Genomic DNA, 18,849 nt, shown 5'->3' with positions numbered 1-18,849 from the left:
CCTGGACGTAAGTGACCGCGATACGGGGAGGACGGTGGGACATGAGCCCGGCCGGCAGCGCGACCCTGATCGAGCCGGATCCCCCGGCCCCGCCCGCCCGGCGCGAGTCCCGCCCGATAGAGCTGACCGGCTCGTTCGACCACGAGGGCCACCGGCTCTGGTACACCGAGTTCGGCAGCGGCGACAAGGTCGTCGTCCTCACCCACGGCATCATGCTGACCCGCCGCATGCACGCCCCTCTCGCCCGCCGGCTGGCCAACGCCGGGTTCCGGGTGATCACCCTCGACCTGCTCGGCCACGGCGACTCCGACCGGCCGACCGAGTCGTGGCTGTACTCGATGCCCTCGTTCGCCGAACAGACCCTGGCGCTGCTGGACCACCTCGAGGTGTCGTCCGCCGTCATCGGCGGGACGTCGCTGGGCGCGAACGTCTCGCTCGAAGTGGCGGTGAAGGCGCCTTCCCGGGCGCGCGGGCTGATCGTCGAGATGCCGGTGCTGGACAACGCGATCGTCGCCGGGCTGGTCACTTTCGCCCCGCTGCTGATGGCGGCCCGGTTCCTGCCGTTCACCGTGCAGGCGGTGGCGCTGGCGGCGTCGCTGGTCCCGCACGGCAACCAGTGGGTCGACGTCGTCACGGACACGCTTTCGCAGCGCCCGGCCCCGATGGCGGCGCTCATCCACGGCGTGCTGTTCGGCCGGATCGCGCCGCCGAAGGCGGTCCGGCGCAAGATCACGACCCGCGCGCTGGTGATCGGTCACCAGGGCGACCCGATCCACCCGTTCGGTGACGCGGACACCCTGGCGCTCGACATGCCGGACGCGGAGTTCGTCCAGGCCCGCAGCCCGGTCGAACTCCGCCTGGACCCGACCCGGCTGTCGGACGCGATCCGCGACTTCGCCGCGAGCTGCTACGCGGACTGAGGTGCTTCGCCCATGCCATTGGTGTGGGTGACCGGTAACACCGATCCCCCCGATCCGGTGCCGGCGGGCTGGCTCCACCGCTTCATCGACGGCCGCAAGCCTATCGCCGAAGTCGCCGACGCGATCCTCGCCGCCGCCGGCCGGCCGCGCCCCACGTGATCAGATCCGTAACTCGCGTGATCCGGAACGTAACTCGCGTGACTGAGCACGTAACTCGCGTGATCTAAGCCGGGTCTCGCGAGTTCCGGCTTAGATCACGCGAGTTACGGCCCCAGTCACGCGAGTCACGGCTCACGGGTCCCCTCAGGACACGGGGCGAGGCCGGCCACCGGGCCGATGACGATCACCGCCGGCGGCCGGACCCCGGCCGCCGCCGCGTCCGCGACCACCTTGTCCAAAGTGGACCGCAGGGTGCGCTGGGTGCGCATCGTGCCGTCCTCCACGATCGCGACCGGGGTGTCCGCCGCACGGCCGCCGTCCAGCAGGGCCTCCGCGAACTGCGGCAGGCGCTCCACGCCCATCATCAGCACGATCGTGCCGCGCATCCGGGCCAGCAGCTCCCAGTCAACCAGTGACCGGTCGTCGCCGGGGGCGACGTGGCCGGAGACCACCACCACCTCGTGGGCCACGCCGCGGTGGGTCACCGGGACGTCCGCCACCGCCGGGACCGCGAACGCGCTCGTGATGCCGGGGACCATCGTCACCGGGACACCCGCCTCGGCGCAGGCCAGCACCTCCTCGAAGCCGCGGCCGAACAGGTACGGGTCGCCGCCCTTGAGCCGGACGACGAACTTGCCTTCCTTCGCGCGCTCGATCAGCGTGCTGTTGATGACGTCCTGGCTCGCCGCGCGGCCGTACGGGATCTTCGCCGCGTCGACGATTTCGACCTCGGGCGCGAGCTCGTCGAGCAGTTCGCGGGGCGCCAGCCGGTCCACCACGACGACGTCCGCGCGGGACAAAAGGCGCCGGCCGCGGACCGTGATCAGCTCCGGGTCGCCCGGGCCGCCACCGACCAGCGCCACCCCGGGCAGGCTGCCCTCCGGGTGCGGCTGACGGCCGTCCTCGATCGTGCCGTTGTGCAGGCCGTCGAGGATCGAGTCGCGCACCGCGGCCGAGCGCAGCGGCTCGCCGCCGGAGAGCACGCCGAACAGCAGGCCGCCGTGCCGGCCGGACGCCGGGGTCACGGCACTGCCGGACTCGCCCTCGTCGGCGCGGACGCAGAACACCCGCTCGCGCTCGGCCTCGGCGCAGACGGCGGCGTTGACCTCCGGGTCGTTCGTGCAGGCGAGCGCGTACCAGGCGGCGCGAAGGTCACCCTCGGCGTAGGGGCGTTCGTGCCAGACGAGCTCGCCCGCGTCCACCATCCCCTGCACCGACGGCGTGGTGTGCGGCGACACCAGTTCCACGCGGGCGCCCGCGCCGATGAGCCGGGGCAGTCTGCGTTGCGCGACCGTGCCGCCGCCGATCATCACGACGCGGCGGCCCGTGAGCTGGAGGCCGGAAAGGTAGTGCGGGTCGTCCATGGCCGGGAGTTTATTGGCGGTTCACCGGTGCGCCAGCCCAGCGTGGGTCACGCCACGCGGAAGACCGGCCCGCGGGCCACGAACGGCAGCCGCGCGCCCCGCGGCACCAGGTACGCGTGCTCGCGCCGCGGCCGGACGTGGTCGCACTGCGCGTCGGTGATGATCAGGATCGGGCCGTCCGCCGGGAAGTCCTCGGCGCGCTGCAGCAGGTCGACGCCGGGCTGCAGGATGGTGCCGCCGCGGCCGCGGACCTTGACGCGGCCCGCGATGTCCTCCACCGCGAGGTAGCCGGCGTCGTAGGCGACGGCGTCGCAGAACACCACGCGCGCCGCCGGGACGTCCCTGGCCAGCGCGTACGACGCGATCGCGCCCAGCGCCTTGCCGAGCAGCTCGGCGTTCATCGAGCCGGAGGTGTCCAGCACGACGCCGAAGGTGACTCGCCGGTCGAGCCGCTCCGGGCGGACCCGGCCCGGGCGGGGGATGTCCGGGGTCGCCGACTGGCGGCGCGACGCCCGCGCGTAGCTGCGCACCGCCGCCTCCACCCGGACGTGCTCGTCGAACCAGCGGGCCAGCTGCGCGTCCCACGGCAGCGGCGGGTGGTCGAGGGCGCGGATCTCCTGCTCGAGGCCGGCCGGCAGGAGCCCGCGGCCCTGGGCGTGGTGGTACTGGAGTCCCTGCGTCAGCGCCCGGCGGTAGAACTCGTCGAGGTCGACGCCGCCGGTCCGGTCGCCGTCGCGCCACGGCAGCGGCTTCGCCTCCGCCCGCTTCGACGACCGCCGCTGCGCCGCCTCCGGCTCGGTCAGCCAGTCGCCCAGGACGTCGCCCACCTCGCGCGAGCCCAGGGTGAGCAGCTTGCGGGCGCGGCGGATGTCGGTGGTCAGCGTGTCGTAGACCGACTCCGCGGACATCCCGGTGAGCTGCTGGTCGTGCAGGACGCCGTGGGGGAGTTCGCCGACGCCCATCGAGACCAGCCAGCCGTTGATCACGTAGTCGCAGGCGACGTTCCACAGGTACGGGTCACGGCCCAGCGCCCGGCGGTCGTGGCGCAGCGCGGCGTGCAGCATCTCGTGGGCCAGGACGAACCGCCACTCCTCGGCGGTCAGCGCGGCGGCCGGGTTGACGTAGATCTCGCCGTGCTCGGCGTCGACCGCGGCGAGGGAGATGTCCCACGCGCGGACCACCTCGGCGTCGACGACCAGGGTGAATCCGGCGGCCACCGCGCCGAGCAGCGGGAACGAGGAGACGAACCAGGACAGCGCGCGGTCCCACTCCCCCGTCGCCCGGTGGTGCCGGGCCTGCCCGCGCGCGTCCGCGGCGCGTTCCATCGCCTCGGTGGCCGACGCGATCAGCCCGCGGGCGAAGCGCTCGGTCCACGGCTTCGGCTTCCCGTGGTATTGCCACTGCCGGCGGCTCATCGGGGGCGCGAGCGTCAGGCACGGCCGCGCGCCGCCCGTCCCGAGGAACCGGAACGGCTCCGGTACGCCGGTTTCGCGCCAGGCCCGGCTCAGGGCGAGCTCGTCGGTGCCCGGCAGATCCGGCAGCGTCACCAGGGGCGTGCCGACGCGGACGGCCTCGGCGAACCGGTGGACGGCGACGCAGCACGCGGCACCGTAGGGCTCGCCGAGCTCCACGTCGGCGAGCTGCTCGTCGTCGAGGTGGCCGAGGCCGAGGTGCAGCAGCAGGTGCGCGAACACCCACGCCCATTCGCCGCGCTCGGCGTCGCGGGCGCGGTTCGGGGTGATCAGCCCGCGGTCGTTCACGACGGCCCAGCCGGCCACGCCGGTCAGGCTCTCCTGGCTCAGGCTCGCGCCGCGGGCGAGGTGGTCGAGGACGGTGTGGGAGCGCGCCCGGTCCCAGCCGTCGGCGATCGCCTGGTTCCGGCGCTCGCGGCGCTTCGCTTCGACGCGAGCGCCGCTCATGCGCGCGCCGCGACCAGCCGCGGCAGGTCGCGGGCGGCCTCGACCAGGAACCACGACGGCAGCCGGGGGTCGCCCGCTTCGTCGTCGGCGATGACCAGCTGCGCCATCTCCAGGGAGATTTCGGCCAGCTCCACGAGCAGGCTCTTCGCGCGGAAGGCGAACTGGCGCACGGCCGCCGAAGCGTGGCGCTTGTCCGCGGGCAAGTCCTGACCAGGCGCGCGCGGAACGTCTCGGCGAGGAAGTAGAGCAGGTCGCGATCGCCCGGCTCGGCCGGCCAGCGCGCGTCACCCTTGAGGATCGCCTCCAGGTCGAAGGCGTGCCGGGCCACCTTCAGGTACGCGCGGAACGCACCGGCGTGGGCGTGGCGTACGCCAGCAGCGCGACCGTCTCGTCGTCGGCCGGGACGCCGGCGGAGTGGAGCAGGTCCGAGAGCATGTGCCAGGACCGCGGCGTCGAGAACGGCTCCTCGGTCTTCGGCGGCGGGCTCCACAGGTGGTCCGGCCGCTGGGTGAGGTACTCGATCACCCACGGGTGGATGCCGTGCCCCGCGGCCCACGCGAGCCAGTCGCCCGCCGCGGCCCGCAGGTGGATGTGCACCAGGCGGTTGACCAGGGCCGACGCCATCGGCCGGGCCAGCGCCTGGTCGGTGGCCCGGTTGCCGGCACCGATCACGACCGACCCGGCGGGCAGCTCGTACGAGCCGATCCGGCGGTCGAGGATGAGCGAGTAGAACGCCTTCTGCACGTCGGGCGCGGCGGCGTTCAGCTCGTCGAGGAACAGGCAGTACGGCTCGTCGCGGGCGATCGGCTCCGGCGGGCAGAACCGGCTGCGGCCGTCGACGATCTGCGGGACGCCGATGAGGTCCTCCGGCGCGAGCTGGGTCCCCAGCAGCGAAACGCACTCGAGACCCAGCCCGGCGGCGAACTCCCGGACGAGGGAGGACTTCCCGATGCCGGGCGCACCCCAGAGGAACACCGGCCGCACGACGGCGACGGTCAGCAGGACATCGGGCAGCCGGGCGGGCGTGACCGTGAGCTGGGCGCGCAAGCGTGGACCTCCTGTGTGTCAGGACATCCTCCCGCGACGCCCCCCTTCGTCCGCCCATGGTCGCGCACCGCCCGGCTCCGCGCACCCGGTTTCAGCTCGCGCGCCCCGCGGACGGGTACGGCAGAAGGGCCATCTCACGCGCGTTCTTGATCGCCGTGGCGACCTGGTTCTGTTGCTGCGGGGTCAATCCCGTGACGCGGCGGGCACGGATCTTGCCGCGGTCGGAGACGAACTTCCGCAGCAGGTCGGCGTCCTTCCAGTCGACCTCGGTGATCTTGTTGGCGTGCAACAGGTTCACCTTGCGCTTGGCCGGGCGGTCGCGCTGGGGCTTCGGCATCCGGCTCACCAGCTCGACTTCGTGACGCCGGGCAGCTCGCCGCGGTGCGCGGCCTGGCGCATCTTGACCCGGGACAGCCCGAATTTCCGCAGGTACCCACGAGGCCGCCCGTCGGCCGTGTCGCGGTTGCGGATCCGGGTCGGGCTCGCGTCCCGCGGCAGCTTCTGCAGCGCGACGACCGCCGCCCCCTTCTCCCCGGCCGGTGAGTCCGGCGAGGCGATCACGGCCTTGAGCGCGCGGCGGCGCTCGACGTAGCGGGCGGCGATCACCTTCCGCTGCTCGTTCTTCGCGATCTTCGACTTCTTGGCCATCAGCGCTCTTCCTTGAACTCGACGTGCTTGCGCGCCACGGGGTCGTACTTGCGCAGGACCATCCGGTCCGGATCGTTCCGGCGGTTCTTCTTGGTCACGTACGTGTAGCCGGTGCCCGCGGTCGACCGCAGCTTGATGATCGGCCGGATGTCGGTGCTCTTCGCCATTACAGCTTCACCCCCTTCGCCTTCAGCTCGGCGACGACGGCGCCGATGCCGCGCTTGTCGATGGTCTTCATGCCCTTGACGGAGACGCGCAGCCGCACCCAGCGGCCCTCACCGGGCACGAAGTACCGGCGGTTCTGCAGGTTCGGCTCCCACCGCCGGGACGTGCGGCGGTGGGAGTGCGAGACCTGCTTGCCGTAGCCCGGCTTGCGGCCGGTGACCTGGCAGACGGCGGACAAGGACCCTCCCAAGTTGATAGTGGTTTTCGTTTTCATCTACTCTACGCACCGTACCCCGCCCGTATTCCTGGAGCCGCCGTGACCCCCGACCAGACCCCCCACCCCCGCCTCCCGCTCGTTCTGGTGAGCGGCCTCGCCCCGGCCCCGAACGCCGCGTTGGCCGAGTTGCTGCGCGCCGCCGGACCGGGCACCGCGGTCGTCCACCACGACCTGCGCGAGATCCACTCCGGTGTCGTCCGGCGACGCCTGCGGCTCGGCGAGCACGACGAGCTGACCGTGCTCGAGCTGGCCCACGGCTGTGTGTCCTGCACCCTGCGGCAGGACCTGCTTCCCCTGCTGCGGCGGCTGGCCCGGCGCCCGGAGGTGACCCGGATCGTCGTCCGGCTCGACGAAGCCATGGAGCCCGAGCCGGTGAGCTGGGCGATCCGGAACGTCCTGGTCGGCGAGCACCCGGTGAGCGACGACGTCGACCTGCGGGCCGTCCTCACCGTCGTCGACTGCGCCACCTGGCTGGCCGACGCGACCGGCGACGACGAACTGGCCGACCGGAACCTGCAGGGCAGCCCCGAAGACGAGCGGACCGTCGCCCAGGTCGCGCTGTCCCAGGTCGAGTTCGCCGACGTCCTCGTGCTGGCCGGCGCGGCCACCGACGCGTGGAGCGCCGCCAAGGCGTCCGCGGTCCTCGACCGGGTCGCGCCGTCGATCCCCCGGGTCGAGCTCGCCCGGATCGACGGCCACAGCGTGCTCGACGCCGTACCGGGGAACGCCCGGCGCGGCGAGGTCACCGACATGCACGGCGCGCTGCTGCGCGGCGCGCCACCGCTGCACCCCGACTGCGGCATCGCCCTGCTCACCTTCACCGCGCGGCGGCCGTTCCACCCCACCCGGCTGCACGACGCGCTCGACGTGCTCCTCGACGGGGTCGTCCGCACCCGCGGCCGCGGGTGGGTGGCGAGCCAGCCCGACGTCGCGTTCTGGATCGAGTCGGCGGGCGGCGGGCTGGGCCTCGGGCACGCCGGGCCGTGGCTCGCGTCGCCGGACGGTCCGGAGTGGACGGACGCCTCCCCCGAGCGCCGCACACTGGCGTCCCTGCGCTGGGACCCGGTGCACGGTGACCGGGCGCAGGAACTCGTCGTCGTCACCGACCAGGCCACGCCGGCGGAGATCGAGGCCGCCCTGCGCGGCGCGCTGCTCACCGACGCGGAACTCGCCGAGGGCCCCGAGGCCTGGCTGCGCTACCCCGACCCGTTCGGGGACTGGCACGAAGAACCCTGCGAGGACACCGAAATCGACCCGGCGCGGCACGACGCGACCGCGGCCAACCGAAAGGAAGACCAGTGAAACCCGGCATCCACCCCGGCTACCACCCCGTGGTGTTCAAGGACTCGTCGACCGGCGACGCCTTCCTGACCCGCTCCACCATCACCTCCGAGAAGACGATCGAGTGGTCCGACGGCCGCACCTACCCGCTCGTCGTGGTCGACATCAGCTCGTGGTCGCACCCGTTCTGGACCAGCACCCAGCGGATCATGGACAGCGCCGGCCAGGTCGAGAAGTTCCACCGCCGCTACGGGAAGCGGGGCACCCGCTGATGGCCGTCCCGAAGCGCAAGATGTCCCGCAGCAACACGCGGTCCCGGCGGGCGCAGTGGAAGGCCGCCGTGCCCGACCTGGTGCCGATCGAGGTGGACGGCAAGGTCCAGCTGGTCCCGCGCCGGCTGATGAAGCACTTCCACTCGTGAGCGTTCCGGTCACGGTGTTGTCCGGCTTCCTCGGCGCGGGCAAGACGACGCTGCTCAACCACATCCTCGCCGACCGCGACGGCCTGCGGGTGGCGGTGATCGTCAACGACATGAGCGAGGTCAACATCGACGCCGCGCTGGTCCGGTCGCAGGAGCGGCTGGTCGAGCTGACCAACGGGTGCATCTGCTGCACCCTGCGGGAGGACCTCCTCGAGGAGGTGGCGGCGCTGTGCGCGGGCGACCGCTTCGACCACCTGCTCATCGAGTCGAGCGGCATCTCCGAACCGATGCCGGTCGCGGCGACGTTCTCGTTCCTGGAGTCCGTGGCCCACCTCGACACGATGGTCACGGTGGTGGACGCGGCGAACTTCACCCGCGAGCTGACGGCAGGCGACTCCCTGGTGGAGCGCCGGCTCGACCAGTACGAGGACGACGAGCGGACGGTCAGCGACCTGCTGGTGGACCAGGTGGAGTTCGCCGACGTCCTGTTGCTGAACAAGACGGACCTCGCCACCGACGTCGACCGCCTGGTGGCGACGCTGCGACGGCTCAACCCGGCCGCCGACGTCGTCACGGGCAGCTTCGGGAAGGTGCCACTCGAGCAGGTCTTCGGGACCGGCCGGTACGACGCCGTCCGGGCTCAGGAGGCGCCGGGCTGGGTGGCCGAGCTCAACGGTGACCACGTCCCGGAGACCGAGGAGTACGGCATCTCCAGCGTGGTGTTCCGCGCTTCCCGGCCATTCGACCCGGCCCGGCTGTGGGATTTCGTCACCCGGCGACTGGATTCCGGCGAATTCGGGACGGTGCTGCGGTCGAAGGGGTTCTTCGCGCTGGCGTCCCGGCCCGGGGTGACCGGGCTGTGGTCGCAGGCGGGCACGGTGGCGCGGTTCGAACCCCAGGGCGTCGCCGCGGCGCCACGGCAGGAGCTGGTGTTCATCGGCGTCGACCTGGCGGGCGAAGCACTCCTGACCGCGCTGCGGGACTGCCTCGGCGACATCGCCACCGGACCGGACCCGTTCCCGGAGTGGGAGCCGGTCGAAATGCATTGACCGCGGCTGAAGAATGGCAACATGGACGGGCGGGGATATCTGGAGAAACTGATTTCCGATCAATTGGGCACGGGTCGCGGGCAGCCGCCGCACGGGCGGCAGCTGAGCTTCGACCGGCGCGAGATCCGCGGGGTGGCGATCGGCCTGGTGGCCGCGGGAACCCTGGCCCAGGAAGACGCCGACCGTGAGCCTGGAGGTGTGGTCCACCATCGTCGTCCTCAACCTGGCGCACGGGAACTTCGCGCACGGTGACTTCGACCCGCGCCGGTTGCGGGAACGCTTCGGGGCGGAAATCCGCCGGCGTGGGTGGGACGACGCGGGAACCCAGTACCGCGGTGGGCGCGCGGGCGGTTCGGGGTCGCACGGCATGGTCCTGGAGCGGCACATCTTCGAACCCGGGCCGCCGGCGGAGGCCCGGGTGCTCACCGTGGCCGTCGAGACCCCCGGCGGGCGGACCACCGTGGGAATCCCGCTCGGCTGAGGGCGTCAGTGGTCGTCGTAGTGGTCTTCGTGGGTCGCGTGGCGGTGCCCGTCGTGCAGGTAGTCGACGTGGTCGCCGTGGGGCACCGCCTGGTGGCCGCAGCCGTCGCCGTGGACGTGGTCGTGGCCGGTGTGCGGCACGTGACCCGCGATTTCGCACTCGTCGAAGTGCCCGTCGTGCGCGCGGTGGAGGTGGCCTTCGTGCACGAAGTCGACGTGGTCGCCGTGCGGGATCGCCGCGTGGCCGCAGCCCTCGCGGTGGATGTGGTCGTGGCCGGCGTGCCGGACGTGCAGGGTGGTCATCGGCTTCCCTTCCCGGGTGTGTCCACTTCGGACAGTAACACCGGACGCCGGTGGCGGCCCGGGCGAAAGCTCCCGGCTCACCCGATAGCGCCGCCGGAGTCCGAGTTGATCAACCCAGGTTTATCAGTCTAGGTTGACGATCGTGACGGACGAGGAGCTCCTCCAGGCGAGCGCCGACCTGCGCGTCGCGCTCGGCCGGCTGATCCGCCGGCTGCGGCAGGGCTACGTCGCCGGCGAACTGACCCAACCCGAACGCCTGGTGCTGTCCCGGCTCGACCGGGAGGGCCCGGCGACCCCGGGCTGCCTCGCCGACCTCGAACGCGTCAAGCCGCAGGCCATGGGCGTCACCCTCGCCGGGCTGGTCGAGCGCGGGCTCGTCGAGCGGCGCAAGGACGACTCCGACGGCCGCAAGGTGCTGATGACGGTCACCGAAACCGGCGTCAAGCTGCTCACCGACCGGCGGTCGGAGACGACGCGGCGGATGGCGGCCGCGCTGGCCGGGAAGTTCACCGCGGCCGAGCAGCGCGAGCTCGTCGCGGCCATCCCGCTGATCGAGCGGCTGGCGGACGAGCTGTGAGCTACAAGTGGGTCGCGCTGTCCAACACCACGCTCGGCGTGCTGATGTCCGCGCTCGACGGCTCGATCGTCATCATCTCGCTGCCGGCGATCTTCCGCGGCATCGGGCTCGACCCCCTGGCCCCGGGCAACATCGGCTACCTGCTCTGGATGATCCTCGGCTACCTGCTGGTGCAGGCCGTGCTGGTGGTGACGCTCGGACGGCTCGGCGACATGTTCGGCCGGGTCAAGATGTACAACGTCGGGTTCGTCGTGTTCAGCGCCGCGTCGGTGGCGCTGTCGTTCGACCCGTTCCACGGCGGCGCGGGGGCGCTCTGGCTGATCGGCTGGCGGGTCGTCCAGGCCGTCGGCGGCTCGATGCTGACGGCGAACTCGGCGGCCATCCTCACCGACGCCTTCCCGGCCGAGCAACGCGGCATGGCACTCGGCGTCAACCAGATCACCGCGCTGGCCGGGCAGTTCCTCGGCCTGGTCGTCGGCGGGCTGCTGGCCGAGATCGACTGGCGCGCAGTGTTCTGGGTGAGCGTGCCGTTCGGCCTGCTCGGCACGATCTGGTCGATCCGCAGCCTCCGCGAGGTGGGGACGCCGCAGCGCGCCAAGATCGACTGGGGCGGCAACGTCACCTTCGCGGCCGGGACCGCGCTGGTGCTGGCCGCGATCACCTACGGCATCCAGCCCTACGGCGGCGCCGCCACCGGCTGGGGCAACCCGTGGGTGCTCGGCGGGCTCGGCGCCGGAGTGCTGTTGCTCCTGCTGTTCGGCGTCATCGAGAGCCGCGTCGCCGCACCGATGTTCCAGCTGAGCCTGTTCAGGATCCGCGCGTTCGCCGCCGGCAACGTCGCCGCGTTGCTGACTTCGGTCGCCCGTGGTGGCATGCAGTTCATGCTCATCATCTGGCTGCAGGGGATCTGGCTGCCCCTGCACGGCTACGACTACGAGCGGACACCCCTGTGGGCGGGCATCCACCTGCTCCCGCTGACTGTCGGGTTCCTCCTCGCCGGCCCGGTGTCGGGATACCTGTCCGACCGGTTCGGCGCCCGGCCGCTGGCCACCGGCGGCCTGCTCCTGGTCGCCGCGGCGTTCCTCGGCCTCCTGGCCCTGCCGGTGGACTTCTCCTACCCGGCGTTCGCCGCCCTCCTCGTGCTGAGCGGCGTCGGCCAGGGCATGTTCGCCGCGCCCAACACGTCGGCGATCATGAGCAGCGTCCCGACCGAACAGCGCGGCGTCGCCTCCGGGATGCGGGCGACGTTCCAGAACTCCGGGACGTCGTTGTCGATCGGCGTGTTCTTCTCGCTGATGGTCGCCGGGCTGGCTTCGTCACTGCCGCAGACGCTCACCGGCGGCCTGCAGGCCCACGGCGTCCCGGCGACCGTCGCCGACGGCGTCGCGCAGCTCCCGCCGGTCAGCACGCTGTTCGCGGCATTTCTCGGCAGCAACCCGGTCGGGCACCTGCTCGGCCCGGACGTCCTCGCCGGGCTCGCCCCCGCCGACCGGGCGGCGCTCACCGGCGGCGAGTTCTTCCCGCGGCTGGTGTCCGGCCCGTTCCACCACGGCCTGGTGGTCGTGTTCACCGCGGCGGCGGCGATGGCCGTCGTCGCCGCGATCGCTTCCGCTTCGCGCGGCGCGCGGTACGTCCACACTCCCGAAGGATCGAAGGAGCACCGATGAGCGACGAAATCATCGCCGGAACCGTCACCATCACCGGCGACGGCGGCGACGAACTCGAGGCCTACCTGGCCAAACCGACCGACCCGGCTCCGCGGGGCGGCGTCGTCGTGATCCACCACCTGCCCGGCTACGACGCGGCGACGAAGGAGATGGTGCGCCGCTTCGCCGTCGAGGGCTACAACGCGCTCTGCCCCAACTTGTACACGCGCGAAGCGCCGGGCGCGGACCCGGACGACGCGGCCGCGACGGTCCGCGCGGCCGGTGGCATCCCCGACGGCCGCCTGGTCGGTGACGTCTCCGGCGCGGCCGACTACCTGAAGGCCCTGGAGAACGCGAACGGCAGGGTCGGCGTCATCGGCCACTGCTCCGGTGGCCGGCACGCGTTCCTGTCCGCCTGCTCCCTCGACCTCGACGCGGCGGTCGACTGCTACGGCGCGTTCGTCGTCAACGACCCGCCGGAGGCCATGAAGCGGATGAAGCCGCTGCTCGGCCTGGCCCCGCAGCTGTCCTGCCCGCTGCTGGGCATCTTCGGCGCCGACGACCAGTTCCCCGGCCCCGACGAGGTCGCCGTCCTGGCTGCGGAGCTGGAGAAGCTGGGCAAGGAGCACGAGTTCCACACCTACGCCGACGCCGGCCACGCGTTCTTCGCCGTCGACCGCCCGAGCTACCGCCCCGAAGCCGCCAAGGACGGCTGGGAACGCATCCTCGGCTTCTACGCCCGCACGCTCACCGCCTGAGAGAGGACCCGCAATGTGCACTTACCTGACGGAGAAGTTCGCGCTCGAAGGCAGCGGCAAGGGCGCCCGCGGCTGGTTCCGGCTGACCGAAGGCACCGTGTACGTCGACCACCCGGTCCACGCGCCGTACGCGCACACGGTGAACATCGACTTCCGGAACCCCGCCCTGGGCGCTTCCGCCCGAGTCGCCCTGGAACTCACGGAAGAGGACGCGTTGGCGCTGGCGGACGCGATCCACGCGGCGGTCAAGTCCGCGCCGGCGGGGCTGGCTTCGCGGGACCAGTGAGATTCACGGCGTGTAGAGGGCGCCCAGGAACTCCAGCAGCAGACGCTCCCGCAGCGGCGCCGGTGCCGCTGCGAGGAGCGCGTTGATCGGCGCCATCCGGTCCGGCAGGCCGGACGCGCCCCCGAGCCCGGCGGCCGCGAGCAAACCTGCGAACTGCTCCGAAGTCAGCGTCGCCGGGTCCAAGGCCGCGACGAACTCCGCCACCGCCGGGTCGACCGTGACCGGGCCGGCCGCCCGTGCCGCATCCACCGCTGCGGCCAGGTCGGTCAGGAACTCCTGTTCGCTGCCGTGGTTGGCCGCCGTCACCGTCAGGTGCAGGTTCGCGGGCGACGCTGCGAAAGCGAACTGCGCCTGGACGTACCAGCCGCGCGCCTTCATCTCGTCCGCCACGGTGAAGACGTCGAACCCGTCGTCGCCGGTGAACGCGATCAGCGTCGACACCGGGTCGCCGAGCACCCGGAGGCCCGGCAGTCCGGCGATGCCGGAACGGATGCGGGCGGTCGCCTCGCGCGCGGCGGCCGCCAGCTTCAGGTAGCCGTCGGACCCGAGGTGGTTGACCACCGCCCACGCCGCGGCGAGCGGGCCGCCGGAGCGGGTGCTCTGGATCGTCGTGTTCAGCATCGTGTAGCCCGGCCAGGCCGCGCTCGCGAAGTAGTGCGTGCGCCGCAGCTCCGCCGAAGCGTGCAGCAGCACCGACGTCCCCTTCGGGCAGTACGCGTACTTGTGCAGGTCCACGGAAATGCTCGTGACGCCGGGGACGCGGAAGCCGAACGGCGGGACGTCCGCACCGAGGCGGGCGAAGTACGGCAGCACCCAGCCGCCGATGCAGGCGTCGACGTGCATCCGGACGCCCCGCGCCGAAGCCGCCGCCGCGATCTCGGGCACCGGGTCGAGCACGCCGTGGGCGTACGACGGCGCGCTCGCCACGACCAGGACCGTCGAGTCGTCGATCGCCGCGGCCATCGCGGCCGGGTCGGCGCGGAAGGTCACCGGGTCGACCGGGACGTCGATGCGCCGCAACCCGAACAGGTGGGCCGCCTTGTGGAACGCCGCGTGCGCGGTCGTCGGCAGCACGATCGACGGCGACGCGATCCCGGGGTGCGCGTCGCGGGCGGCGAGCACCGCCAGCAGGCACGACTCCGTCCCGCCGGACGTCACCGAGCCGACCACCCCCGGGACGTCGCCGAGCAGCTCCGCGGCCGCGGAGACGAGGTCGTTCTCCATCTTCAGCAGGCTCGGGAACGCCGTCGGGTCCAGGCCGTTGGCCGACGACGCGAGCGCGTGCGCCGCCGCGCCCAGGGAGTCCACTTCGGACAGACCGCTGTCGTAGACGTAGGCCAGGGTCCGGCCGCCGTGCGTCGGCAGGTCGCCCGCGCGCAGCTCGCGCAGCGTCGCGAGGACGTCCTCAGACGGGTTCACGGCGCGGCTCCAGCACCTTGCGCCGCAGCAGCGGCAGGGCCAGCGCGATCAGCACGCCGGGGATGATCGACGCCCCGACGAGGATCGCCACGATCGCGCTGTGCGGCTGGAACGCGGTGGCGTCCGTGCTGGACACATACCCGCCGAACGCCAGGATGAGCGCCCAGAGCCCGCCGCCGAACGCCAGTCCGAGGGTCTCCCCCGCCGTCCACACGCCCGCCGCGATCCCGGCGCGGGTCTCGCCGGTGCGCTCCTCCTCGGCCGTGATCAGGTCCGGCAGGATGGCCAGCGGGAACACCGAGATCCCCGCGTACCCGACCCCGCACAGCGCTACGAAGACGAACGTGACGACCAGCGGGATCGACTGGGCGAAGACCAGGCCGAGCAGCCCGATCGCGAAGGCGGCGGTGGCCAGGCGGAAGCCGTTGAGCTTGCCGACGCGGTCGCCGAGGCGGGGCCACAGCGGCATGGTGACCAGCGCCGGGCCGACGAAGATGACGAACAGGATCGTGCCGTAGGCGTCGTCGCCCAGGATGCGCTGGGCGAAGAACGGGATGGCGGCGAGCACCGTGCCGATGCCCAGCGCCTGGATGAAGTACGTGCCGAGCAGCCAGCGGAACGGCCGCCAGCCGGCGAGCGTGCGGACGAGCTCCTTGAGGTTCACGGTGTTCGGCCGCAGTGAACCGACCGGCGCGCCCTTGAGCCCGAAGTACACCAGCAGCGTCGCGGCCAGCACGATCAGCCCGATCACCACGGCCATCACCCGGTAGCCGGCGACCCCCGCGATCGACGCGGTGATCGCCGGGGCGCCGCCGCCGCAGATCAGGATCGTCACGGCCAGCACGCCGATGCGGACACTGGTGAGCTTCGTGCGTTCGGTCGCCGACTCGGTCAGCTCGGCGGGCAGCGCGTTGAACGGCACCTGGAACAGCGCGTACGCCGTCGCGCAGAGGGCGAACGTGATCGCCACGTACAGCGCGTCCGGCACCGGGCTCCCGAAGCCGGGGTGGGCGAACATCGCCGCGAACAGGATCGCGACGCCGACGCCTCCGATCAGCAGGAAGCGGCGCCGGCTGCCGGTCTTGATCAGGTCCGCGTCGGACAGCCGGCCGGCGACCGGGTTGAAGAAGAAGTCCCAGGCCTTGGGCACGAACACGATCGCCGCCGCCCAGCCCGCGGGCACGGCCATCGTGTCGGTCAGGTACTTGACCAGCACCAGGCCGGGGACCGTGCCGAAGGACCCGGTGACGAACGAGCCGAGCGAATAGCGGAACCTCGTCCGGCCGGACAGCGTCGCCATGGTCCTCCTCGAAGGCGTGCCGGGCGCACTCACCCGGTGTCGAGGGGAATCGTGCCATCGCCGTGACCGAGGACACGGAGCGACCCGCGCTACCCGGTCACAAAAGGGCTTCGGCGATCTTCGTCAGTGTCGCGGCGTCACCGCGCAGCAGCAGCTGGGTGACCACGGTGTCCTCCCACGCCTTCAGCTCTTCGCGGATTTTCGACGGCGGCCCGATCAGCGACGTGTCCTCCACCAGCGCCGTCGGGATCGCGGCCGCGGCCTCGTCCTTGCGGCCGGCCAGGTACAGCTCCTGCACCTTGTCGGCGACGTCCTCGTAGCCGAGCCGCGCGAAGACGTCGTGGTGGAAGTTGACGGTCTTCGCGCCCATCCCGCCGATGTACAACGCGAGCGACGGCTTGATCCAGCCGGCCGCCTCCTCGACGTCGTCGTGCACGATCACCGGGACCGAGCACGGCACCTCGAACGTCTCCAGGGTGTGCCGCGCACCCGGCCGCGCGAAGCCCTCCTCGAGCGCCGCCCGGTAGAAGCCGTTGCTCTTGGGCGAGAAGAACATCGGCAGCCAGCCGTCGCCGATCTCGGCGGCCAGCGCCACGTTCTTCGGGCCTTCCGCGGCCAGGTGGATCGGGATCTGCGGGCGCAGCGGGTGCACCGTCGGCTTGAGCGGCTTGCCGAGCCCGGTGCCGCCCTTGAGCGGCAGCTGGAAGAACTGGCCGTCGAGGGTGACCGGCGCCTCGCGGGCGATCACCTGCCGGACGATGTCGATGTACTCCCGCGTCCGGGCGAGCGGCTTCGGGTACGGCTGGCCGTACCAGCCCTCGACGACCTGCGGGCCGGACGCGCCGAGCCCGAGCACCATCCGGCCGCCCGAAAGGTGGTCCAGGGTCAGCGCGTGCATCGCGGTCGCGGTCGGGGTGCGCGCGGCCATCTGCACGATGTTCGTGCCGAGCCGGATGCGGCTCGTGGCCGCGCCGTACCAGGCCAGCGGCGTGAACGCGTCCGAGCCGTACGCCTCCGCCGTCCACACCGAGTCGAAGCCGAGCTCCTCGGCCTTCTGGACGGCTTCCAGCGCACCCGGGGTCGGGCCGCTGCCCCAGTACCCGATGTGGAATCCCAGCTTCACGAAGGCCTCCTAGACGTTCGGCGCGTAGTGCTCGGGCTTGCCCCGCGCAATTGTTTCCGGGGCCCGGCCCCGGACCCGGCCGGGGGCGAGCCCCCTGGACCCCCGACAGCGGTCCATGGCGGCAGGTTCCTGGGTGGAGTCTCGACCAACGGCGCATCCGCAGCCACCTCGCCACGCGCGCGCCGACGGCCCGCGCGGGCCCGGGGGTGGTAGCGGCGGTCGTCCGGGACCAGCGTGAAGACGGCGTTGACCAGCTTCCCGAACCGCCGGTGCCGCCGCGCGTCGCGCTCGGACCAGCGGAAGCCGAGCAGGTCGCGGATCTCGCGGTCGTACAGGCCGATCGTCAGCCAGACGAAGTTGCGGGCGATCACCCGCTGGACCGGCCGCCACAGCGCGTCCGGCAGCCAGGGCAGGAACGGCGGCTTCCCGAGCCCGCGGATGTCCAGGACGTCCCGGGTCGCCTTGTTGTCCTCCAGGACCTCGGTGCACATGTGCTTCCAGTAGCGCCGGAAGTCCTCCCAGCTTTCGGGTACCGGCCGCATGCTCATGTCGTACATCCGCCACCACTGGACGTGCTCGTCGAACAGCTGCCGCTTCTCCGCCTCGCCGATGCCGCCCGTGAAGTGGTCGGCGATCAGGATCGTGCTGACGAAGAAGGTCGCGTGCGCCCAGTAGTAGGTGTCGGGGTCGAGCGCGTGGTAGCGCCGCCCTTGTGCGTCGACGCCCTTGATGCGGTCGTGGTAGCCGCGGACCTCCAGGGCGGTCCGGTGCGCGCGCGGACCGTCGTAGACGACCCCGCCGATCGGGTAGAGCGAGCGGAACAGCCGCTGCCAGCGCTCCTCGAAGAACCGCGAGTGCTGCTCGACGCCGGCGCCGAGGCCCGGGTGCATGTTCTGCATCGACCCGGCCCACAGGCCGATGAGCAGGCCGCGCCAGTCGCCGAAGTACTTCCAGGTCAGCGAGTCCGGCCCGAGTGGTTCGGGAGTTTCCCGGGTCATCAGCGGCTCCTCGTCGAGTCGGAACTGACTACGCCTGTTGTCAGGCTAGGATCTGACAACAGTTGTAGTCAACCGAGGAGCTGTGATGCCGGGCCGGACCTGGGCGGGCACGACGCTGGACGACCGGAAGGCGCTCCGGCGCGGGCAGCTGGTGGCCGCGGGCCTGGAACTGCTGGGCACCGAAGGCTCGGCCGGGACGAGCGTCCGCGCGGTGTGCCGGCACGCGAAGCTGACCGAGCGCTACTTCTACGAGAGCTTCGCCGACCGCGAAGAGCTGGTCGCGGCGGTGTACGAGCACGTCGGCGAAGAGGCGCGGCAGGCGCTCGTCGACGCGGTGCGGGACGCCCCCACGCCGGTGCTGCGGGCCGGGAACGCCGTGCGCGCGTTCGTCGAACTGATCGTCGACGACCCCCGCAAGGGCCGGGTCCTGCTGCTCGCCCCGCTGACGGACCCGGCGCTGACCCGCCGTGGCCTGCACCTGCTGCCGGTGTTCGCCGCACTCGTCGGCGAGCAGCTGTCCCACGACGACGAGACCGAACGCCGGCTGGTCGCCGTCGGGCTGGTCGGCGCGCTGAGCAACGTCTTCATCGCCTACCTCGACGGGTCGCTGAAGGTTTCGCGCGAACGGCTCGTCGCGCACTGTGTGAGACTCGTCCTCGGCGCCGACAGCCACTAGCCGCACTTCCCTCACCTCCGCCTGCTGACAGTC

At 72.2% G+C, this 18,849-nt stretch carries 24 protein-coding genes and 1 pseudogene; 12 read left to right on the top strand and 13 right to left on the bottom strand.

What is annotated here, in order from left to right; translation table 11 throughout:
• The first annotated feature begins 41 nt into the window (after positions 1–41).
• Together AB0F15_RS07515 and AB0F15_RS07510 are read left to right on the top strand one after the other, a co-directional pair.
• Complete coding sequence (locus tag AB0F15_RS07515) at positions 42–920, top strand: alpha/beta hydrolase (RefSeq protein ID WP_360266682.1); 879 nt, start codon at positions 42–44, stop codon at positions 918–920.
• Between the two features lie 12 nt (positions 921–932).
• On the top strand, positions 933–1,079 hold the full coding sequence (locus AB0F15_RS07510; RefSeq protein ID WP_360266679.1) for a hypothetical protein: 147 nt from the start codon (positions 933–935) through the stop codon (positions 1,077–1,079).
• A 125-nt stretch (positions 1,080–1,204) separates the two neighbouring features.
• On the opposite strand, the gene cobA is transcribed toward AB0F15_RS07510, so the two are convergent.
• The 8 genes from cobA to rpmB form a co-directional block, all read right to left on the bottom strand.
• Entirely contained in the window at positions 1,205–2,443 is a 1,239-nt protein-coding gene (gene cobA, locus AB0F15_RS07505) for a uroporphyrinogen-III C-methyltransferase (RefSeq protein WP_360266677.1), read from the bottom strand.
• A 47-nt stretch (positions 2,444–2,490) separates the two neighbouring features.
• Entirely contained in the window at positions 2,491–4,362 is a 1,872-nt protein-coding gene (locus AB0F15_RS07500) for a hypothetical protein (RefSeq protein WP_360266674.1), read from the bottom strand.
• On the bottom strand, positions 4,359–4,565 hold the full coding sequence (locus AB0F15_RS07495; protein WP_360266672.1) for a hypothetical protein: 207 nt from the start codon (positions 4,563–4,565) through the stop codon (positions 4,359–4,361). Before AB0F15_RS07495 ends, AB0F15_RS07500 begins: the two co-directional genes overlap by 4 nt.
• Positions 4,566–4,692: 127 nt before the next feature.
• The gene (locus AB0F15_RS07490; protein ID WP_360266669.1) at positions 4,693–5,409 is read right to left on the bottom strand and encodes a MoxR family ATPase; all 717 of its coding nucleotides are present in this window, start codon (positions 5,407–5,409) and stop codon (positions 4,693–4,695) included.
• A gap of 91 nt (positions 5,410–5,500) precedes the next feature.
• On the bottom strand, positions 5,501–5,755 hold the full coding sequence (rpsR, locus tag AB0F15_RS07485) for a 30S ribosomal protein S18 (RefSeq protein ID WP_360266666.1): 255 nt from the start codon (positions 5,753–5,755) through the stop codon (positions 5,501–5,503).
• Positions 5,752–6,057 (bottom strand): 30S ribosomal protein S14, encoded by a 306-nt coding sequence (gene rpsN / locus AB0F15_RS07480; protein ID WP_360266663.1) that lies wholly within the window; start codon positions 6,055–6,057, stop codon positions 5,752–5,754. Before rpsN ends, rpsR begins: the two co-directional genes overlap by 4 nt.
• Positions 6,057–6,224 (bottom strand): 50S ribosomal protein L33, encoded by a 168-nt coding sequence (gene rpmG, locus AB0F15_RS07475; protein WP_005149953.1) that lies wholly within the window; start codon positions 6,222–6,224, stop codon positions 6,057–6,059. Before rpmG ends, rpsN begins: the two co-directional genes overlap by 1 nt.
• A complete protein-coding gene (gene rpmB, locus AB0F15_RS07470) occupies positions 6,224–6,460 on the bottom strand; it encodes a 50S ribosomal protein L28 (protein ID WP_360266660.1) in 237 nt (78 codons plus the stop codon). The genes rpmG and rpmB overlap by 1 nt, the downstream gene beginning before the upstream one ends.
• A gap of 78 nt (positions 6,461–6,538) precedes the next feature.
• Between rpmB and AB0F15_RS07465 the strand changes: the two genes are divergently transcribed.
• The 5 genes from AB0F15_RS07465 to AB0F15_RS07445 all read left to right on the top strand — a co-directional run bounded on the left by AB0F15_RS07465 (position 6,539) and on the right by AB0F15_RS07445 (position 9,731).
• Entirely contained in the window at positions 6,539–7,801 is a 1,263-nt protein-coding gene (locus AB0F15_RS07465; protein ID WP_360266657.1) for a GTP-binding protein, read from the top strand.
• The gene (locus AB0F15_RS07460; RefSeq protein ID WP_360266655.1) at positions 7,798–8,052 is read left to right on the top strand and encodes a type B 50S ribosomal protein L31; all 255 of its coding nucleotides are present in this window, start codon (positions 7,798–7,800) and stop codon (positions 8,050–8,052) included. The genes AB0F15_RS07465 and AB0F15_RS07460 overlap by 4 nt, the downstream gene beginning before the upstream one ends.
• Complete coding sequence (gene rpmF / locus AB0F15_RS07455) at positions 8,052–8,201, top strand: 50S ribosomal protein L32 (RefSeq protein ID WP_360266652.1); 150 nt, start codon at positions 8,052–8,054, stop codon at positions 8,199–8,201. The genes AB0F15_RS07460 and rpmF overlap by 1 nt, the downstream gene beginning before the upstream one ends.
• On the top strand, positions 8,198–9,250 hold the full coding sequence (locus AB0F15_RS07450; RefSeq protein WP_360266649.1) for a GTP-binding protein: 1,053 nt from the start codon (positions 8,198–8,200) through the stop codon (positions 9,248–9,250). The genes rpmF and AB0F15_RS07450 overlap by 4 nt, the downstream gene beginning before the upstream one ends.
• Before the next feature lie 184 nt (positions 9,251–9,434).
• Complete coding sequence (locus tag AB0F15_RS07445) at positions 9,435–9,731, top strand: hypothetical protein (protein ID WP_360266647.1); 297 nt, start codon at positions 9,435–9,437, stop codon at positions 9,729–9,731.
• 5 nt (positions 9,732–9,736) lie between these two features.
• Here the strand turns inward: AB0F15_RS07445 and AB0F15_RS07440 are convergent, their stop codons facing one another.
• Positions 9,737–10,033, bottom strand: a complete 297-nt coding sequence (locus AB0F15_RS07440) for a hypothetical protein (RefSeq protein ID WP_360266644.1) — start codon at positions 10,031–10,033, stop codon at positions 9,737–9,739.
• A 142-nt stretch (positions 10,034–10,175) separates the two neighbouring features.
• On the opposite strand from AB0F15_RS07440, the gene AB0F15_RS07435 reads away from it, so the two are divergent.
• Genes AB0F15_RS07435 through AB0F15_RS07420 form a run of 4 tightly spaced genes read left to right on the top strand, consistent with a single transcriptional unit; the run spans position 10,176 to position 13,300 of the window.
• Complete coding sequence (locus AB0F15_RS07435; RefSeq protein ID WP_360266641.1) at positions 10,176–10,610, top strand: MarR family transcriptional regulator; 435 nt, start codon at positions 10,176–10,178, stop codon at positions 10,608–10,610.
• Entirely contained in the window at positions 10,607–12,277 is a 1,671-nt protein-coding gene (locus AB0F15_RS07430; protein WP_360266639.1) for an MFS transporter, read from the top strand. The genes AB0F15_RS07435 and AB0F15_RS07430 overlap by 4 nt, the downstream gene beginning before the upstream one ends.
• The gene (locus tag AB0F15_RS07425) at positions 12,274–13,014 is read left to right on the top strand and encodes a dienelactone hydrolase family protein (protein WP_360266636.1); all 741 of its coding nucleotides are present in this window, start codon (positions 12,274–12,276) and stop codon (positions 13,012–13,014) included. The genes AB0F15_RS07430 and AB0F15_RS07425 overlap by 4 nt, the downstream gene beginning before the upstream one ends.
• A 13-nt stretch (positions 13,015–13,027) precedes the next feature.
• Positions 13,028–13,300 (top strand): DUF6295 family protein, encoded by a 273-nt coding sequence (locus AB0F15_RS07420; RefSeq protein ID WP_360266633.1) that lies wholly within the window; start codon positions 13,028–13,030, stop codon positions 13,298–13,300.
• A 3-nt stretch (positions 13,301–13,303) separates the two neighbouring features.
• Here AB0F15_RS07420 and AB0F15_RS07415 read toward each other — a convergent pair whose 3' ends face one another.
• The 4 genes and pseudogenes from AB0F15_RS07415 to AB0F15_RS07400 all read right to left on the bottom strand — a co-directional run.
• The gene (locus AB0F15_RS07415; RefSeq protein WP_360266630.1) at positions 13,304–14,719 is read right to left on the bottom strand and encodes an aminotransferase class V-fold PLP-dependent enzyme; all 1,416 of its coding nucleotides are present in this window, start codon (positions 14,717–14,719) and stop codon (positions 13,304–13,306) included.
• A complete protein-coding gene (locus AB0F15_RS07410; RefSeq protein WP_360266627.1) occupies positions 14,706–16,019 on the bottom strand; it encodes an MFS transporter in 1,314 nt (437 codons plus the stop codon). The genes AB0F15_RS07415 and AB0F15_RS07410 overlap by 14 nt, the downstream gene beginning before the upstream one ends.
• 97 nt (positions 16,020–16,116) lie before the next feature.
• Positions 16,117–17,142 carry an LLM class F420-dependent oxidoreductase gene (locus AB0F15_RS07405; RefSeq protein WP_360266624.1) on the bottom strand — a complete coding sequence of 342 codons (1,026 nt, stop codon included), beginning with the start codon at positions 17,140–17,142 and terminating at the stop codon, positions 16,117–16,119.
• A gap of 116 nt (positions 17,143–17,258) precedes the next feature.
• Positions 17,259–18,140: pseudogene (locus AB0F15_RS07400) on the bottom strand (oxygenase MpaB family protein); the annotation flags it as partial.
• Between the two features lie 85 nt (positions 18,141–18,225).
• Between AB0F15_RS07400 and AB0F15_RS07395 the strand changes: the two are divergent.
• On the top strand, positions 18,226–18,816 hold the full coding sequence (locus tag AB0F15_RS07395) for a TetR/AcrR family transcriptional regulator (RefSeq protein WP_360266621.1): 591 nt from the start codon (positions 18,226–18,228) through the stop codon (positions 18,814–18,816).
• Positions 18,817–18,849: the final 33 nt, after the last annotated feature.

The sequence above is a fragment of the Amycolatopsis sp. NPDC026612 genome (assembly GCF_040638285.1).
GTDB lineage: Bacteria > Actinomycetota > Actinomycetes > Mycobacteriales > Pseudonocardiaceae > Amycolatopsis.
This window is presented reverse-complemented; position numbering and strand designations above follow the sequence as displayed.

Bases quoted from the DNA above. Each gene is read 5' to 3' on its own strand.
- AB0F15_RS07515 (WP_360266682.1), top strand. From the start codon at position 42: ATGAGCCCGGCCGGCAGCGCGACCCTGATCGAGCCGGATCCCCCGGCC.
- AB0F15_RS07510 (WP_360266679.1), top strand. From the start codon at position 933: ATGCCATTGGTGTGGGTGACCGGTAACACCGATCCCCCCGATCCGGTG.
- cobA (WP_360266677.1), bottom strand. From the start codon at position 2,443: ATGGACGACCCGCACTACCTTTCCGGCCTCCAGCTCACGGGCCGCCGC.
- AB0F15_RS07500 (WP_360266674.1), bottom strand. From the start codon at position 4,362: ATGAGCGGCGCTCGCGTCGAAGCGAAGCGCCGCGAGCGCCGGAACCAG.
- rpsN (WP_360266663.1), bottom strand. From the start codon at position 6,057: ATGGCCAAGAAGTCGAAGATCGCGAAGAACGAGCAGCGGAAGGTGATC.
- rpmG (WP_005149953.1), bottom strand. From the start codon at position 6,224: ATGGCGAAGAGCACCGACATCCGGCCGATCATCAAGCTGCGGTCGACC.
- rpmF (WP_360266652.1), top strand. From the start codon at position 8,052: ATGGCCGTCCCGAAGCGCAAGATGTCCCGCAGCAACACGCGGTCCCGG.
- AB0F15_RS07440 (WP_360266644.1), bottom strand. From the start codon at position 10,033: ATGACCACCCTGCACGTCCGGCACGCCGGCCACGACCACATCCACCGC.
- AB0F15_RS07425 (WP_360266636.1), top strand. From the start codon at position 12,274: ATGAGCGACGAAATCATCGCCGGAACCGTCACCATCACCGGCGACGGC.
- AB0F15_RS07420 (WP_360266633.1), top strand. From the start codon at position 13,028: ATGTGCACTTACCTGACGGAGAAGTTCGCGCTCGAAGGCAGCGGCAAG.
- AB0F15_RS07410 (WP_360266627.1), bottom strand. From the start codon at position 16,019: ATGGCGACGCTGTCCGGCCGGACGAGGTTCCGCTATTCGCTCGGCTCG.
- AB0F15_RS07395 (WP_360266621.1), top strand. From the start codon at position 18,226: ATGCCGGGCCGGACCTGGGCGGGCACGACGCTGGACGACCGGAAGGCG.